The sequence below is a fragment of the Dokdonia pacifica genome, from assembly GCF_900188275.1.
GTDB classification, from domain to species: Bacteria; Bacteroidota; Bacteroidia; order Flavobacteriales; family Flavobacteriaceae; genus Dokdonia; species Dokdonia pacifica.
Map to the genome: position 1 here is coordinate 153,500 of NZ_FZNY01000004.1, position 16,290 is coordinate 169,789.

General features: G+C 34.6%; 16 protein-coding genes. 8 read left to right on the top strand and 8 right to left on the bottom strand.

Annotated elements, in window-relative coordinates:
- Positions 1–192: 192 nt before the first annotated feature.
- Positions 193–1,818, bottom strand: a complete 1,626-nt coding sequence (gene pruA, locus CHB80_RS13180; protein WP_089371959.1) for an L-glutamate gamma-semialdehyde dehydrogenase — start codon at positions 1,816–1,818, stop codon at positions 193–195.
- A gap of 277 nt (positions 1,819–2,095) precedes the next feature.
- On the opposite strand from pruA, the gene CHB80_RS13185 reads away from it, so the two are divergent.
- Together CHB80_RS13185 and CHB80_RS13190 are read left to right on the top strand one after the other, a co-directional pair.
- Positions 2,096–2,812, top strand: a complete 717-nt coding sequence (locus CHB80_RS13185) for an NRDE family protein (protein WP_089371960.1) — start codon at positions 2,096–2,098, stop codon at positions 2,810–2,812.
- The gene (locus CHB80_RS13190) at positions 2,809–3,813 is read left to right on the top strand and encodes a DUF6695 family protein (protein WP_089371961.1); all 1,005 of its coding nucleotides are present in this window, start codon (positions 2,809–2,811) and stop codon (positions 3,811–3,813) included. The genes CHB80_RS13185 and CHB80_RS13190 overlap by 4 nt, the downstream gene beginning before the upstream one ends.
- Here the strand turns inward: CHB80_RS13190 and apaG are convergent.
- The 3 genes from apaG to CHB80_RS13205 are packed head-to-tail and all read right to left on the bottom strand — an operon-like array spanning position 3,810 to position 6,655.
- A complete protein-coding gene (gene apaG / locus CHB80_RS13195) occupies positions 3,810–4,196 on the bottom strand; it encodes a Co2+/Mg2+ efflux protein ApaG (protein ID WP_089371962.1) in 387 nt (128 codons plus the stop codon). The two genes, CHB80_RS13190 and apaG, sit on opposite strands and share 4 nt — an antisense overlap.
- A 6-nt stretch (positions 4,197–4,202) precedes the next feature.
- On the bottom strand, positions 4,203–5,372 hold the full coding sequence (locus CHB80_RS13200) for a DUF3667 domain-containing protein (protein WP_089371963.1): 1,170 nt from the start codon (positions 5,370–5,372) through the stop codon (positions 4,203–4,205).
- Between the two features lie 23 nt (positions 5,373–5,395).
- Positions 5,396–6,655 (bottom strand): type IX secretion system plug protein, encoded by a 1,260-nt coding sequence (locus CHB80_RS13205; RefSeq protein ID WP_089371964.1) that lies wholly within the window; start codon positions 6,653–6,655, stop codon positions 5,396–5,398.
- Positions 6,656–6,957: 302 nt separating this feature from the next.
- Between CHB80_RS13205 and CHB80_RS13210 the strand changes: the two genes are divergently transcribed.
- Genes CHB80_RS13210 through nqrF form a run of 6 tightly spaced genes read left to right on the top strand, consistent with a single transcriptional unit; the run spans position 6,958 to position 13,011 of the window.
- Entirely contained in the window at positions 6,958–8,304 is a 1,347-nt protein-coding gene (locus tag CHB80_RS13210) for a Na(+)-translocating NADH-quinone reductase subunit A (protein WP_089371965.1), read from the top strand.
- Positions 8,305–8,307: 3 nt separating this feature from the next.
- Positions 8,308–9,513 carry an NADH:ubiquinone reductase (Na(+)-transporting) subunit B gene (locus CHB80_RS13215; protein ID WP_089371966.1) on the top strand — a complete coding sequence of 402 codons (1,206 nt, stop codon included), beginning with the start codon at positions 8,308–8,310 and terminating at the stop codon, positions 9,511–9,513.
- A gap of 2 nt (positions 9,514–9,515) precedes the next feature.
- Positions 9,516–10,253 carry a Na(+)-translocating NADH-quinone reductase subunit C gene (locus tag CHB80_RS13220; protein WP_089371967.1) on the top strand — a complete coding sequence of 246 codons (738 nt, stop codon included), beginning with the start codon at positions 9,516–9,518 and terminating at the stop codon, positions 10,251–10,253.
- Between the two features lie 4 nt (positions 10,254–10,257).
- Positions 10,258–10,920, top strand: coding sequence for an NADH:ubiquinone reductase (Na(+)-transporting) subunit D (locus tag CHB80_RS13225; protein WP_089371968.1), 663 nt, complete (start codon positions 10,258–10,260; stop codon positions 10,918–10,920).
- A 50-nt stretch (positions 10,921–10,970) separates the two neighbouring features.
- The gene (nqrE, locus tag CHB80_RS13230; protein ID WP_089371969.1) at positions 10,971–11,699 is read left to right on the top strand and encodes an NADH:ubiquinone reductase (Na(+)-transporting) subunit E; all 729 of its coding nucleotides are present in this window, start codon (positions 10,971–10,973) and stop codon (positions 11,697–11,699) included.
- A gap of 4 nt (positions 11,700–11,703) precedes the next feature.
- Complete coding sequence (nqrF, locus tag CHB80_RS13235; RefSeq protein ID WP_089371970.1) at positions 11,704–13,011, top strand: NADH:ubiquinone reductase (Na(+)-transporting) subunit F; 1,308 nt, start codon at positions 11,704–11,706, stop codon at positions 13,009–13,011.
- Between the two features lie 128 nt (positions 13,012–13,139).
- On the opposite strand, the gene CHB80_RS13240 is transcribed toward nqrF, so the two are convergent.
- From CHB80_RS13240 to CHB80_RS13255, 4 genes are all read right to left on the bottom strand, one after another.
- Positions 13,140–14,303 carry a hypothetical protein gene (locus CHB80_RS13240; protein ID WP_143337131.1) on the bottom strand — a complete coding sequence of 388 codons (1,164 nt, stop codon included), beginning with the start codon at positions 14,301–14,303 and terminating at the stop codon, positions 13,140–13,142.
- Between the two features lies 1 nt (position 14,304).
- Positions 14,305–14,751, bottom strand: a complete 447-nt coding sequence (locus CHB80_RS13245; protein WP_089371972.1) for a hypothetical protein — start codon at positions 14,749–14,751, stop codon at positions 14,305–14,307.
- A 115-nt stretch (positions 14,752–14,866) separates the two neighbouring features.
- Positions 14,867–15,520, bottom strand: a complete 654-nt coding sequence (locus CHB80_RS13250) for a hypothetical protein (protein ID WP_089371973.1) — start codon at positions 15,518–15,520, stop codon at positions 14,867–14,869.
- Positions 15,521–15,630: 110 nt separating this feature from the next.
- Positions 15,631–16,266 (bottom strand): hypothetical protein, encoded by a 636-nt coding sequence (locus CHB80_RS13255; protein ID WP_089371974.1) that lies wholly within the window; start codon positions 16,264–16,266, stop codon positions 15,631–15,633.
- Positions 16,267–16,290: the final 24 nt, after the last annotated feature.

Consider the following 16,290-nt stretch of genomic DNA (forward strand, 5'->3'; position numbering starts at 1 on the left):
TATCGAGAATGAGCCAACACTGAGTGTGGCATACCGAAAAAAAGGTCAAAAGCCCTTAATAATTTGCCTTAGTTACTATCCATTTAGTTATATCAATGGGTGTTTAATAACATAACCTTTCATATATAAAAAAACACCGCCTTCAAGGCGATGTTTTTTGCTTTATATATTTTCGCGAAAGCGTAAAAATGATTACCCTAAAAATGGATATCTATAATCTGTAGGAGTGACAAAGGTTTCTTTAATCATACGAGGGCTTACCCAACGTAATAAGTTTAAGGCAGAACCTGCTTTGTCATTGGTTCCAGATGCTCTAGCACCTCCAAATGGCTGTTGTCCTACCACCGCACCTGTTGGTTTATCATTGATGTAGAAGTTACCTGCCGCGTTTTTAAGTGCCTTTGTTGCCTCTTGTACCGCATAACGATCTGTAGATAGTACAGCACCTGTTAAGGCATATTCACTAGTTTGATCTACCAGTTCTAAGGTTGCACTCCAATCTGCATCTTCATAAACATATATCGTAATCACAGGGCCAAAAAGCTCTGTACACATCGTGGTATATTTTGGGTCTTCTGCTACAATAACAGTAGGCTCAATAAAATACCCTTTAGACTTGTCATGACCACCACCTACAATGATCTCTGCACCAGCATCTGCTTTTGCTTGATCAATAAACGAAGCCAATTTATCAAAAGAACCCTCATGAATCACAGCAGTAATGAAGTTACTCATATCTTCTGGAGATCCCATCTTGAATGAGTTTACATCTTTAATCACTTGCTCTTTTACAGCGGGCCATAAGCTAGCAGGAACATAGGCACGACTAGCAGCACTACATTTTTGCCCTTGGAACTCAAAAGCACCACGTACAATAGCAGTAGCTACTTGATTTGCAGGAGCAGATGGGTGTGCTACGATAAAGTCTTTTCCTCCCGTTTCTCCAACAATACGAGGATAGGTTTTATAATTGTGAATATTAGTTCCAATTTTTGCCCAAAGATCTTTAAATACATGTGTTGATCCTGTAAAGTGTAATCCAGAAAAATCAGGACTAGCTAATACCGTATCTGTAATCATTACGGGATCTCCATGTACCACTTGAATCACACCATCAGGAACACCCGCTTCACGGAAAATATCTAAGATAATCTTAGCAGAAAGCATTTGACTATCCGATGGTTTCCATACCACTACATTCCCCATTAAGGCACAACTTGCAGGTAAATTTGCCGCAATAGCTGTAAAGTTAAAAGGTGTAATAGCATAAATAAACCCTTCTAAAGGACGGTATTCTAAACGATTCCATGCATCAGAAGTAGATTCTGGTTGCTCATTATAAATATCAGTCATAAACTGAACATTAAAACGCAAGAAATCAATCAGCTCACAAGCTGCATCTATTTCGGCTTGATGCACTGTTTTAGATTGTGCAATCATGGTAGCTGCATTAATACGTGCTCTATAAGGGCCCGCAATAAGCTCGGCAGCTTTTAAGAAAATTCCAGCACGTTGCTCCCAAGGAAGTTCAGCCCACGCTGTTCTTGCCTCAAGTGCCCCTGCAATAGCATCTTCTATATGTGATTTTTCAGCAATATGATACTCTCCTACAATATGTTGGTGATCGTGAGGAGGAGACATTGTTCTAGTATTTCCTGTACGCACTTCTTGCCCGTTAATGTACATAGGTACTTCGGTATGTGCATTAAAAAGTGTTTTATAAGCTGCAGCAACGGCTTCTCTTTCTGGAGAACCAGGAGCATATCCTTTTACAGGTTCATTGACAGCAATTGGTACTTGAAAAAATCCTTTTCCCATAGGTGTTTAGTTTTTTTAATTTTAAGAGTTGCGAAGGTACGAAATTGTTTACGCTTTCGCGAAATCGAGCCTGCGAGATTCATGACTAAAAGGAAAGTAAAACGTTAAAGCGAAGTTTATACTGAACTTGTTGAAGTACGAAATCGAGCCAGCGAGATTCACGACCAAAGAGAGAGTAGAACGTTAAAGCGTACGCATCTTCAATCTATTAAAGTATTGTGATATGCATTCGTAGAATTTTTTGTAAGTTGCAAGCTAATTTTCTGACCAAAATCATATGTGTACAGTAACCTATATTCCTAAGGGAAATTCTAATTTTATTCTAACTTCCAATCGTGATGAAGCTGTTGGGCGTACTACGCTACCACCAGATTTTTACGATGTAGATGGAGTAAAAATGTTATTCCCAAAAGATGCAGTTGCTGGCGGTTCTTGGATTGGAGTTTCTGAAAAAAATACGATGATATGTCTCCTGAATGGTGGTTTTGAAAACCATGTGAAGGTAGAAAACTACAAAATGAGTCGTGGCGTTGTAGTGAAAGAGCTTTTAAAAGCAGATGACTTGAGTGCTGCCATTGACACTTTTAATTATGAAGGGATTGAACCTTTTACGATTGTAGCCATAGATTGGAGTTCAGGATTAAAAGCAACAGAATTGGTGTGGGATGGATACAAGGCTCATATTACGGTATTGCCAGATGCTCCAAAGATATGGTCTTCTTCTACATTATATGATGCACGGATGAAACAAAAACGCCGAGATTGGTTTGAAGTATTTTCAAATGAAAATAAATTTGATGCAAATAAGCTACATCATTTTCATACCACTGCTGGAGAAGGAGATAAAAATGTAGATGTGCTTTTGGACCGCGGCTTGCTGAAAACAGTAAGTATTACTCAAGTAGAAAAAATAGATGATAACTGTGCAATGACCTATTATGATTTGCAAAAAGATGAGGTGTATCGCGCCGAGTTTGATACAGTAACAGTGTGAAGTACAATGGGAAAATAATTGTTTTAGCTTTTCCAGACACTTTCGTAAAAATGTCTGATGAGTTGATGTGTAAATTACTGCCGCTTGTAGGTCTAGGAACCCGTTCACACATAAAAGCGGGACATGCTGCACTTGTGCTTATAGAAAACGCTACTGGAAATGCTTTTTACTATGACTTTGGACGCTATATTACTCCTGAAGGATTGGGAAGAGTACGTGGGGTAAAAACAGATGCAGAATTAGAGATTCCATTTAAAGCAATACTTAATGGGGACACCCTTGAGAACTTAAACGAGTTTTTGCTTTGGCTAGATGCACATCCTGAAAAAACACATGGTTCTGGAAGGCTGGTTGCTTCTTTAAATGAATATGTGAACTATGAAAAGGCACACGAATATATCATTAGTCTTCAAGAACAAGGAAGTATCCCTTATAAAGCTTTTGGGAATTTAGGAAGTAATTGTGCAAGATTTGTGACAGAAACCATACTTTCTTCTACAGAAGAAAAACATATTATTAAAGCACTTAATCATAATAAAAAATTTACTCCTAGTACTGTTGGAAATGTAGAAAAGAGTGCGTCTGATAAAGTATATCAAGTGTATGATGGGGTTATTTCAGAATATAATTCGACGGCATTACGAGAAAATCTCACCAATTATTTTGATAAGAAAGTACCAGCTTCGCACCTACAAGATGGTGAAGATGATATAGAATTACCTGAAGGAGCTCAACTTTTAACAGGTATCGGAAGTAGTGCTTGGTTTCTTTTAGAAGAAGAAACCAAAAACCAAGTTCTTATTACAAGATTTACAGAGAAAGGAATTCCAGATTATAAGGGAGTGGCGCAAATCCCAGATGGTTTTGACGTTACTAGGAAGTATGCATTTGTATATGATAGTAATTGTGCATTTTGCACACTAGAACAGGAAGGAAAAACCTATCGTTTTGATCTAATAAGAAAAAGTGTAATCTCTGGAAAAGAAAAATATAGTGCCTAGTTTAAAGCAAAAGGAGCACTTAATTTAAAGGTTGGGATTTTTACTCTAAATTTTCGAGTGGTTGTAAAGTTTACCATGTGGTAATACCCTTTCATAGCTCCAAATGGAGAGGTAAGTAAACATCCAGAACTATATACATGTTTTTCTCCTGGTTTTAAAACAGGTTTTTTTCCTATAACCCCTTCACCATCTACAATTTCCGGAGAATTTAGTGAGTCATATATTTTCCAATGGCGTGCCATTAATTGAACGGAGTCCTTGCTCTGATTTTCAATAGTCACACGATATCCAAAAGCAAAATGCATTTTATAATTTTTATAAAATGTGCCTTCAAAGTTGGTTTCTACCGAAATTTTTATGCCTCTTGTGACCTGTTGTACCATCTCTTTCTAATAAAAAGCCGCTGTTAGTGCAAAGAATATCAACGCAAAAATTGAAGTTGATATCATGAAAACAATATTTAAAAATACGAATTTTATTAATGTGATAACGCGATTTTGTTTATAAAAGTTTCTCAAGGCCTTATAAAAATAAAATGGACCTACCAGTGTAAGAAGAATGGAAGAAAAGATACTGTCGTTAGAAATAAAGATATCTGGGATTAAAGAGATTAATAAAACAACAAAAATCCAACTAAAAATATGGAAGATAAAAACAAGGTGTTCCATGTAATTTGCCCTCTTTTTGGAATAAATAAACCAGAAAAATATAGCATAAAATGGAGCAAAGAAAAACAGAAAGAATGGAGTTTTTGATGCCATATAATTTGCAAATCGTAATGGGTCTTTTTCTACACGTTCTATAGAGTAGTTTTTATCGTATAACCAAACATTGAATCTGGTTTTGTCATACTTAAGACTGTCTAGTGCTTGACTAGTATTGCTTATGTCTGTAGCTGCATAGAAATCTCTAAAAAGTTCAAATTTTTCAAAAAACCGCGAAAAACCATTTAAAGTATCCATGTCTTTTTGGGCAATATATTTATAGCCTAATGAATCTTTTTCTGCATTTTCAGCTTTCTTTCGTTCGGTTTCTTTTTTAGCTTCTTCTATAGCTGCTTTTATATCATTATTAAATTGAGCAGGAATTCCTTTTATCTCAGGGATAGAATCTTGTAAAGCAGTATCTAATGCCTCAATAGCTTCTTTGTTATTCATATTAAAATTTACGACAGGAGAGTTTAGAGTTTCCTCAGAGATATCTGCAGTAAAAAATGTAATAACCCCTAAAAGAATAAAGTAAAAGATACTAGCACTAAGAAAAAAACGAAATGGATTTGCATAGTGAAACCGTTTACCATCCACATAATAGCGTGTAATAGTGCCTGGTTTAAAGAGTAAATCTTTTAATGTATGTCTAAAACGTGAGTCATATGTAAACACACTTAAAACAAACTCACTAAAAAAATCTTTAAGCGTAAGGCGTTTTGTCGTATTAAGCTGACCGCAATACGCGCAGAATCTGTCTGTAAGATCCAAAGGGTGAGCGCAGTTGAGACATTCAACTCCGCGATATTTGATGGCTTTACGGCTATTTGGTTTTATCGAAGTTTCCTCCATGCCATAAATATAGGAGTTTTGTGTTAATTAGTAATGACAGAAGAGTTACTACTTCCTAACCCCACTAATTCATCAAAACGTCCTCCCGGACGACGGTAATATACTAATACCTGATAATCATTTTCTGTTTGCCAATAATTCCCACTAATGGCTTTTTCTCTATTAATAGTACCATCTTCTTCTACCAATACATATTTGTAATTATAAAACCCTTGTTTTAATAGCATAGGCAATTCATACCTATATGTTTTAGGATTATACACAAGCTTTGTATGTTTATTGGTTACGTAATTGTTAAAATTACCATATACATGTATTTCTTTTCCTTCTTCTACTTCTGTATGATCTAAACTAAAATGAATCCAAGCATACTCAGCTTCCGATCGAGGAGTTCTGCCTTGTAACGTAGTAATTACAAAGTTTCCATTAATATCTGGATTAAACGTATAAGGTACGTCAGCACGAACAAGGTTTGTGTAAAGATAGTTGTGGTATAGTTTTTTAAGTTCTATATATCGGATAGCTGCTGTTGCTCCACGTATATCTTTGTTTTCAAAATTAAAAAACTCATTCCCCGCCCAAAAAGCAGTTTCTTGATCATAACGATATTCTAATTTATTACCTACTGTAAATTGAGGTTTAATACCTGTAATACCAGTTTTAAGATTATTGTTTTGTAAAATCACCACTTTTACATTCTGTCTAGGATTAATGATAGGCTGCTCACCTCCATCTACAAAAAAACGTACGACTTGTTTTGTGTTTACATAATTAAGATCTCTAGACCTTTTAATTTGTACACCTACTGCAAACTGTGGATTATAGATCATAAACTTCCTAGAAAAGACAAGTTCTCCCTCTTCACTATATATACTCATTAAGTAATTTCCAGTTTTGGTAAGTGCTTGTGTAAACTTATTAGGAATGGTTAATTCATAATTTGAGTACATCTGTAACGTAGCAACAGAGTTTTCTATATTTAGGATACGTACATTGTCCATACCTCTCATAAACTCAGAACGCGCTAGTTTACTTGGAGACCAATCGGCATCATGATGCGTGATCTTGTAATAATAATCATGCTCATCTCCAATAATATCATCAAAACTTAATTGTAATGGATCTCCCAATTTTATGGTAGGTAATTCTCCTAAAAAGGTATCTCCTCTAAATTGAATAGACTTGATATAAGGAGGTTCTGGAGTTTCTACTGCAATTTGAGCAAAAGAAAAACTACTGCACAAAATCGCAAAAAAGAAAAACAATAATCTGGGTGATTTCATATGATGATCGTTAATTGGTCAAATATAATCAAAATCTATACCGAGAAATAGATTGATTTTTTTTATGCTTTCGCGAAAGCGTACCCTTAAACAAATACGTCTTAATTCGTTAATTTGTTACTAATAAACGCCTTTAAACATACTTTATGTTTGTGATTTGTTTAGGGATATTTAATTTTATTTATTTAGAATGGTTATAAATAATATGATCCCAATTTTACGGGTCGAAAAAACGTATAGAAATTTGTAAATTTGCGCACCTTAAAATAGTAAGGTTTTAGATAACAAAAATCTACTGACATATGTCAAAAGACATTAGAATTAAAAAAGGTCTAGATATACGATTAGTGGGCGAAGCAGAAAAAAGCATTTCTGAAGGGCCACGATCAAGAACGATTACAATCAGACCTTCAGATTTTCATCTGGTTACTCCTAAAATGGTTGTCAAAGAAGGAGCAAAACTTCAAGTTGGCGACGAATTATTCTTTTCAAAATCCCAAGAACAAATACGTTTTGTGTCTCCTGTAGCAGGAACACTTGTTGAGATTAAGCGTGGGGCACGTCGTGTGATCACCGATCTTGTGATTGAAGCAGATTACTCAGGAGGATCTAGAGATTTTGGAAAATTAAGTGCTTCTGCATCTCCAGAAGCCATTAAAGAAAAACTATTATCCAATGGATTATGGCCGTTTATCAAACAACGCCCATACGATGTGATTGCAAATCCAGCAAATGAGCCTAAGGCTATATTTATTTCTGGACACAACACAGCACCACTCGCTCCAGATTTGGATTTTGTTCTTTCTGGTAAAGAAGCAGCGTTGCAAGCAGCATTAACAGCTTTAAATGCACTTACTTCAGGCGGAGTACATATTTCTGTTGGATCTAGTAACGCTATATTCTCAGGAATGAATCATGTGGTAACACACACTGTAAAAGGACCACACCCTGCTGGAAATGTAGGAACACTCATAAATAAACTAAATCCTGTAAATAAAGGAGAAACTGTATGGACAGTAGCTGCTCAGGATCTTGTTATTATTGGTGAATTACTACTTACAGGTACATTTAATGCAACTCGTATCATTTCTGTAGCTGGTTCAGGAGTAAAGAAACCATCTTATTATAAAACAATTATCGGAGCAGAAGTATCTACGTTTGCTTACGATGCTGGAGTAGATGGAGATACCAATCGATTTATTTCTGGAAACGTTCTTACAGGTAATCAAATAAAACCAGATGGTGCCTTAGGGTATTATGCAAATGAGTTTGTAGCAATTCCTGAAGGTGACGATTATGAATTCTTCGGATGGAATAAGCCTGTTTTTAATAAAATATCACCATCTAGGGCATTAACATTCTCTTGGATGCAACCTAAAAAGAAGTACGACCTAGATACCAATACAAATGGTGAACATCGTGCTTTTGTAGTTACTGGTAATTATGAAGAAGTATTTCCTCTAGATATTTATCCATTACAAATCTTAAAAGCCTGTATGGTAAATGATCTTGATGAGATGGAAGCTTTAGGAATGTATGAGGTGGCACCAGAAGATTTTGCACTTACAGAATTTATTTGCGTATCAAAACAACCACACCAAGACATTATCAGAAAAGGTCTTGACTTGATGTATAATGAAATAGGATAAGTGATGGGATTAAAACAAAACTTACATAAAATTAAAATGAAGTATGAGGGCAAGAAAATGGCCCCTGCATTTAATGCAATTCATACTTTTTTATACAGCCCTAATGAGACAACCCATAGTGGTTCTCATATTAGAGCAGTAGATGATCTAAAACGTACTATGAATACGGTGATTATGGCATTAGTGCCATGTTTAATCTTCGGTATTTTTAATGCGGGTTACCAGCACTACCTTGCAGCTGGAGAGATAGAAAGCGCAACAAGCTTCTTTAGCGGAGACTTTTGGAGTATGCAAAACTTTAGCAAAGGCGCTTGGAAAGTATTACCTCTTGTTGTTATTTCATATGGAGTCGGACTTCTTGTAGAATTTATTTTTGCAGTGATTAAAGGTCATGAGGTAGAAGAAGGATATCTTGTAACAGGAATGTTAGTGCCTTTAATTGTGCCAGTAGATACTCCACTATGGATGCTTTCTGTAGCTGTAATATTTGGTGTTGTGATAGGAAAAGAAGTGTTTGGAGGTACTGGAATGAATATCTTAAATCCAGCACTTACGATTCGTGCTTTCTTATTCTTTGCATATCCAACATGGATGTCTGGAGATAAGGTATGGGTAACAGAAGCCAAAGAACTTGCTGGAGGACCAGATGCCATTTCAGGAGAAACTATTTTAGGAAGCCTTGCTCAAAACAAACCTTTTGACTACGATGTGGCAGATATGTTTTTAGGATTTATTCCTGGCTCTGTAGGAGAAACGTCTACCATCTTGATTTTATTAGGAGGATTATTTTTAATATTCTCAAAAATAGGAAGCTGGAGAATTATGCTTTCTATGGCATTAGGAGGTCTGGCAATGGGACTTATATTTAACGGTGTCGTTAGTCAAGAATGGATTACAGAAAGCAGTAAATTTTATAGCCTAATGAGTACAGAATTCTGGCATCACCTTATTATAGGAGGTTTTGCTTTCGGAATGGTCTTTATGGCAACAGATCCTGTAACTGCATCACAAACCAATAAAGGGAAATGGATATACGGTTTCTTAGCAGGATTTATTTCTGTAATGATTCGTGTATTTAACCCAGCATACCCAGAAGGTGTAATGCTAGCGATACTTCTTATGAATGTATTTGCTCCTACTATTGATCATTATGTGGTACAAGGGAATGTGAAGAAAAGAATGAAACGTCTAAAAGTTAAAACAGCATAATCATGGCAAAGACAGACGGAAACGCATATACAGTAATCTTTGCAACAGTTATGGTAATTGTTGTAGGAGGTATTTTAGCTGGACTCGCTCAAGGTTTAAAACCTGCGATTAAAGAAAATGAACGTTTTGAAAAGCAACAAAACATTCTCTATGCAATGGGAGTCCATGAAAATGGAGATGATACAGGTGCCGTAAACTTTATTCCAACAGATAAAGTAGAAGAGGCATACACATCATTTATTAAAGAAAGTTTTGTTTTCCAAAATGGGAAAGCTCTTGATGGTGAAGATGCTTTTAAAGTAGATATGAAAAAGCAAAGTAAACTTTCTAAAAGTGAACGTAAGTTACCTCTTTTTGTAGGAGAACGTGATGGAAAAAAATTCTACGTAATTCCTATGTATGGAAAAGGACTATGGGACGCTATCTGGGGATATGTTGCTTTAGATGAAAATCTTATTGTCCAAGGAGCTTTCTTTGATCACAAAGGAGAAACACCAGGATTAGGTGCAAATATTAAAGAACGTTATTTCATGGATGATTTTATTGGAGAACAAATCATGAATGGTAATAAATATGCAGGTATTACTGTTGCCAAAGGAAATAATGATCCAATTAATAATACAAAAGATGATAATGAAGTAGATGCACTTGCAGGCGCAACTATCACAGGAGATGGTGTAAGCGCGATGATAAAAAGTACATTGAAGTCATATATTCCTCATATTCAAAAAATGAAATAATATTATGGGATTACTATCAAAAAAAGATCAAAAGTTAATTCTTGATCCATTAGCAGACGATAACCCAATCACAATACAAGTATTAGGTATTTGTTCTGCATTAGCAATTACAGCACAATTAAAAGCATCTATTGTAATGTCTATCTCAGTATTATTTGTACTGGGAGTAGGAAACGTAGTGATCTCGCTTATGCGAAATATCATTCCTTCTAAAATTAGAATTATTGTACAGTTAATTGTTGTTGCAACACTTGTAATTATAGTAGATCAAGTTCTAAAAGCGTATGCATACTCTCTGAGTAAAGAACTTTCAGTATTTGTAGGACTTATTATTACAAACTGTATCATTATGGGACGTTTTGAAGCCTTTGCTTTAGGAAATGGTCCTTGGCGTTCTTTCCTTGATGGAATAGGAAATGCTCTTGGATATGGTGTAATATTAATTATTGTAGGATTCTTTAGAGAGCTTTTAGGGTCAGGTACATTACTTGGATTTAAAGTATTAGGAGACCCAATAGGTGATCCAGTAACAGGACCAACAGGATTGTATTCAATCGGGTATGAAAATAATGGGTTTATGTTATTATCACCTATGGCATTGATTGTTGTTGGACTTATTATATGGGTTCAACGTAGCCGTAATAAAGCATTAATTGAAGAAAATTAAAAGGATGTTGAATACACTTTCGCGAAAGCGAAACATTCAAAATATATAATATGTTAGAACACGTTGAATTATTTTTTAAATCTATCTTTATAGATAACATGGTATTTGCAACCTTCCTTGGGATGTGTTCATACCTAGCTGTATCTAAAAAAGTAAGCACAGCTGTTGGATTAGGAGCTGCTGTTGTTTTTGTACTTGCAGTAACGGTTCCTTTAAACTGGTACTTGGATCAATACATATTGAGAGATGGAGCTTTAGGAACTTGGTTAGGACCTGAATATGCAGATTACGATTTGAGTTTCTTATCCTTTATTTTATTCATTGCAACTATTGCAACCATGGTACAATTGGTAGAAATTGTAGTAGAAAAGTTTTCTCCATCACTATATAACTCATTAGGTATTTTCTTACCACTTATTGCTGTAAACTGTGCCATTCTTGGAGGATCATTATTTATGCAATCTAGAGATATCCAAAGTGCAGGTTTAGCATTGAACTATGGAATATCTTCTGGAATTGGATGGTTTTTAGCGATTGTAGCGATTGCTGCAATTAGAGAAAAAATTAGATATTCAAATGTGCCTGCACCACTTAGAGGGTTAGGGATTACATTTATTATTACAGGACTTATGGCTATTGGGTTTATGAGTTTTGGAGGGATGTTAACTGGTGGTGATGAAGAAGAAGAGACTACTCCAGTAGCAGAAGTTGCTCCTGTAAAAGAAATGACAAAAGAGGCTAGTGATGAGCTAGTTTTAACTACAAACGAAAAAGAATAATCATATGTTATTAGTTGCTAGTATGTCTGGCGTTATAATCGCCACGATTGTTGCCTTTTTAGTACTTACACTATTATTAGTGGGATTACTATTATTTACAAAACAAAAATTATCTCCTTCAGGACCAGTGACCATTACAATTAATGGAGAAAAAGAAGTAGAAGTTGCCTCTGGAGGAACACTATTATCTACCTTAGGTAATAATAAAATATTCTTACCATCTGCATGTGGTGGTGGTGGAACTTGTATTCAATGTGAATGCCACGTATTAGAAGGTGGAGGAGAAGCATTGCCTACAGAGACACCTCACTTTAGCCGTAAAGAACTGGCTCATGGAGCACGTCTTGCTTGTCAAGTAAAAGTAAAGCAAAACATGAATATCACAATTCCAGAAGAAGTATTTGGAATTAAAAAGTGGGAAGCTACGGTGGTGCGTAATTATAATGTTGCTTCTTTTATCAAGGAATTTGTTGTTGAGATTCCTGAAGATATGGGATATAAAGCAGGAGGATATATTCAGATTGAAATTCCAGATTGCGAGATTAAGTATTCAGATATAGATATTACAGCGCATCCGGAAGAGCATGATACACCAGACAAATTCCAAGCAGAGTGGGATAAGTTTGGTTTATGGCCACTTGTGATGAAGAATAGTGAAACTGTAGAGAGAGCTTATTCTATGGCTTCTTTCCCAGCAGAAGGACGTGAGATTATGTTGAATGTTCGTATTGCTACACCGCCATGGGATCGTGCTAAAAATCAATGGATGGATGTAAACCCAGGTGTTGCATCCTCTTATATATTTGCCCAAAAACCAGGTGATAAAGTAATTATTTCTGGACCTTATGGCGAATTCTTTATTAATGAATCTGAATCTGAAATGTTATATGTAGGTGGAGGAGCAGGAATGGCACCAATGCGTTCGCATTTATATCACCTATTCAAAACACTAAAAACTGGACGTACAGTTACCTATTGGTATGGAGGTCGTTCTAAGCGTGAGTTATTCTATCTAGAGCACTTTAGAGCATTAGAAAGAGAATTTCCAAATTTCAAATTTTACTTAGCACTTTCTGAACCTTTAGAAGAAGATAATTGGAAAGTAAAAGATACTACCGAAGGAGAAGGAGATGGATTTGTAGGATTTATTCACCAAGTAGTGATAGATCAGTATTTGAGTAAACACGAAGCTCCTGAAGATATTGAGTTATATTTCTGTGGTCCTCCATTAATGAACAATGCCGTTCAGAAAATGGGAGAAGATTTTGGGATTCCAGATGAGAATATCCGATTTGATGACTTTGGAGGATAATTTCATTCCTATAAAGTTAAAAATCTTGTAATATAAAACCTCGATGCACTTTTGTGTCGAGGTTTTTACTTTTAATTTATAGTCGTTTTTATACGCTTTCGCGAAAGCGTATATAACATGAATACGTTTTAATCATATTCACTTATACCATATAAGATTTCTTTCATTTTACTCCCATTAATTTCTACGGGTTTATATGCAGTATTAAATTTCTCAATGGCAATAATGATATTTTCCTTTAGCTTTTTATATTCTATAGGAATTTCAGTACTACACTGCTTTTCATTTTCATAGCTATTAAGCATAATGCCAAACTTTTCATAGAATTTTCCGCCCTGATCAATGAAACTATTGTATTGCGTAATAAATTGTAAAAGTCTATCAATAGGAAATTCTAAATTAACTTGCATTTTATGGGCTTTGTAACGTTTACTTTCGTCTAGAATGGCTTCGTTTAACGCATCTATATAGGTGCCTAAATGATCATGAATACTTGACCAGTCATCCGTATTTCTACATTCTTTTAAGGGAACACGATATTTTATGGGCTTTGTAAAATCTACAAATAATTGCTCTAGTTGATCAATAGTATTATCATTACTCTTTTGTAAAAATGCTGTTTCAAAATAGATAGTTTTTAGATCTGTGTGCATACGTAATGTAAAATCTAAGATACACTCAATCTCTTTGATGTTTGTTTCCTTTTCATATTTTGGAGCATTACTAGTAAATAACGACACTAAAGAATGTACAACAGATGTGTATATATTATCTCCTAATATTTCTGTGAGATTAAAGCCTTGTTTTTTGTTTGCGTTACTTCTAATATCTTCTTTATGCTTTACAAACCTTGGGTAGTAATTTGGATTGCTTAGATTGTTTATTTCGTTAAATGTTGCTACAGATGCAAAATGATGATCTAATGACAGCATCTTTTCATATAGTAGTTTGATAATTTGCAATCCTTTTAGATACCTGATTTTACTTACATCAGAGATTTCTGATAAATTATTTACTTTTAATTTTTCGGTTAGTTCCTCTTTTAAAAGGAGTAAATTAATTTTTTGATTGATTGTCGTAGCTTTTTTTTGAGAGATAGATATGTTAGAAATATCGGTATAAATATCACTCCTAATGTCATCATAATAAGTTGTGATTTCAGAAACCTCATTAGCCCATTCGACAAGGATTATATTGATTTTTTCTTCTAAGTCATTGTTTGTAGAAGCATATATATTACTAGTTATAAGTATAGCTGATAATATGATTGTGTGTTTTATAAAGGGTATCATACTACTGTAATTTAAATGAGATGGTAATCGTATCATCAAAAATGGTTAAGGGATATAATCCTTTATGAATTATAATATCTTCCCTTCCTATTTGAAGTTGTTGTGCAATGGTGTTAGGTATAATAAAATCATCATCCATGAGATAATACAATTCAGTACTAGGAGTATTGTCTTGTAGATTCTCTCTTAGTATTAGAAATTCCTCTTCTTCATTCAACATGGGACGATTAATAAGTAGTAGTATCGTATTGTTTATATGATCATATGTAATAGTTGTATTTAGATCAGCCTCTTTTACATTAGCGTCCATATTACAAAGTCCATGTGTTCCTCTGCAATGCCTTCCTTTAAAACTAGTTTTAGCTGTAACAATTGTATCATTAGTGCTAGATTGAGCAAAACTAAAATAGGGTAGGCAACAAAAAATGATAAGTAATGTGTATTTCATACTATTGTTTTTATAAAAGGTGCCTTAGAGATTATGTATGTACCAAGACACCTTTTGAATTATACGTTGCTATGAGGTGTTCTAAATTTGAACTATGAATGATTTGTATTAATCATTAACAACCGTTAACACATTGTGCATAGGTTACATCACATTGGTGAAGAGCAGCTGCCTGTGCTGCGAGAACTGCTGTATGACAAGCAATACCTAAGATCACTGTTACATCAGCAGCACCGCATCCAATATGTGCGGCAACGGCTGCTGTAGTCGCAACGGCATAACATGCTGTACGAGCATCTGCGCAAAGTTCTAAACATTCATTCGTATTACCTCCAACATCTCCGTCGTCAATAATTACTGGTAATGCCGCTTTAAAGTTTCTACTATTCATAGTTGTTAGACCTATTTGGTTTAGCTGGCTTTTAGAATACTTACTTATGTTATAATCTTTTTCAAGTGATTTTATAACCGCTATCTTACTTTTAAGAGCACGTTCATAATCTGCTCTACTTTTATATCCTGCAAGCGTTGAAATCTTATTAATATCAGCATTACTTAAACTTTCTTTAGAATCATAGCTTGCTAATGTTTTTAAGTCTTTTGCTTTATTTACTAATTGAAGTTGATCTTGTAATAATCCTATAAAACGAGCATCTGAACTTAACTCTTGAATAGATCTATAGGATGTTTCTTCTTTTGGATTTACAGTAAATGAGAATATTAAAATACTCGCAATTAATACAAATAGTGTTGTGATAATTTTTTTCATGATTCTTGGTTTTTGAAGAGATAATTTATCTCTATGGTTATTTTTAATTTATTTTTAAAACAGTGTGTTGTTTATGAAAAGATGATTGTTATGTTTGATTAATAGTATTATTAGCAAAGATCTAGACAGACATCTAAAACGACTTCACATGCAATTGCGCAGGCTGTAAAGACTCCCACTCCTATTACATCATAAATTCCTGGTAGAATAGTGTCTTGAATGGCAATCGTGATTCCTGTTACCCCACAACCTATCATACACCCAACATAACCTGCCCAACATAATGACTCACATACGCCAACTTCAGATGGGTTGCTACTGCTTGTTTTATGAATAAATCCAGATTGTGCTTTTTCAAAATCAGGAACTAATCTTTTTGATTCATTGTTATATACTCTAGGAATTATAAATTGTTGATTAGTCTCAATGTTGGTTTGAATAATTGCCTTGTCAGTAATTGAGGTAATTAATTTTCTTCCATCCATTTCTACATAATAACTCTGTAAAGAATTTTCATTATGTATTTTATATGCTTCTACATTTATGATGCCTTTGTCTGGAACGTTGACACTATAGGTTTGATAGGAGCCTATATCAACTTGCTCATAAACATTTGGAAAATCAGCTTTTAGTGTTTTTAACTGCTGTGTTTCGTCTAACAATAATTCACTATTGTCATCGCTACAACTCATGATGAAGAATAACACTAAAACAAGAGTTCTTATAATAAAGAAATTACGTTTCATAATAAATAAGATTTTGATTAATAA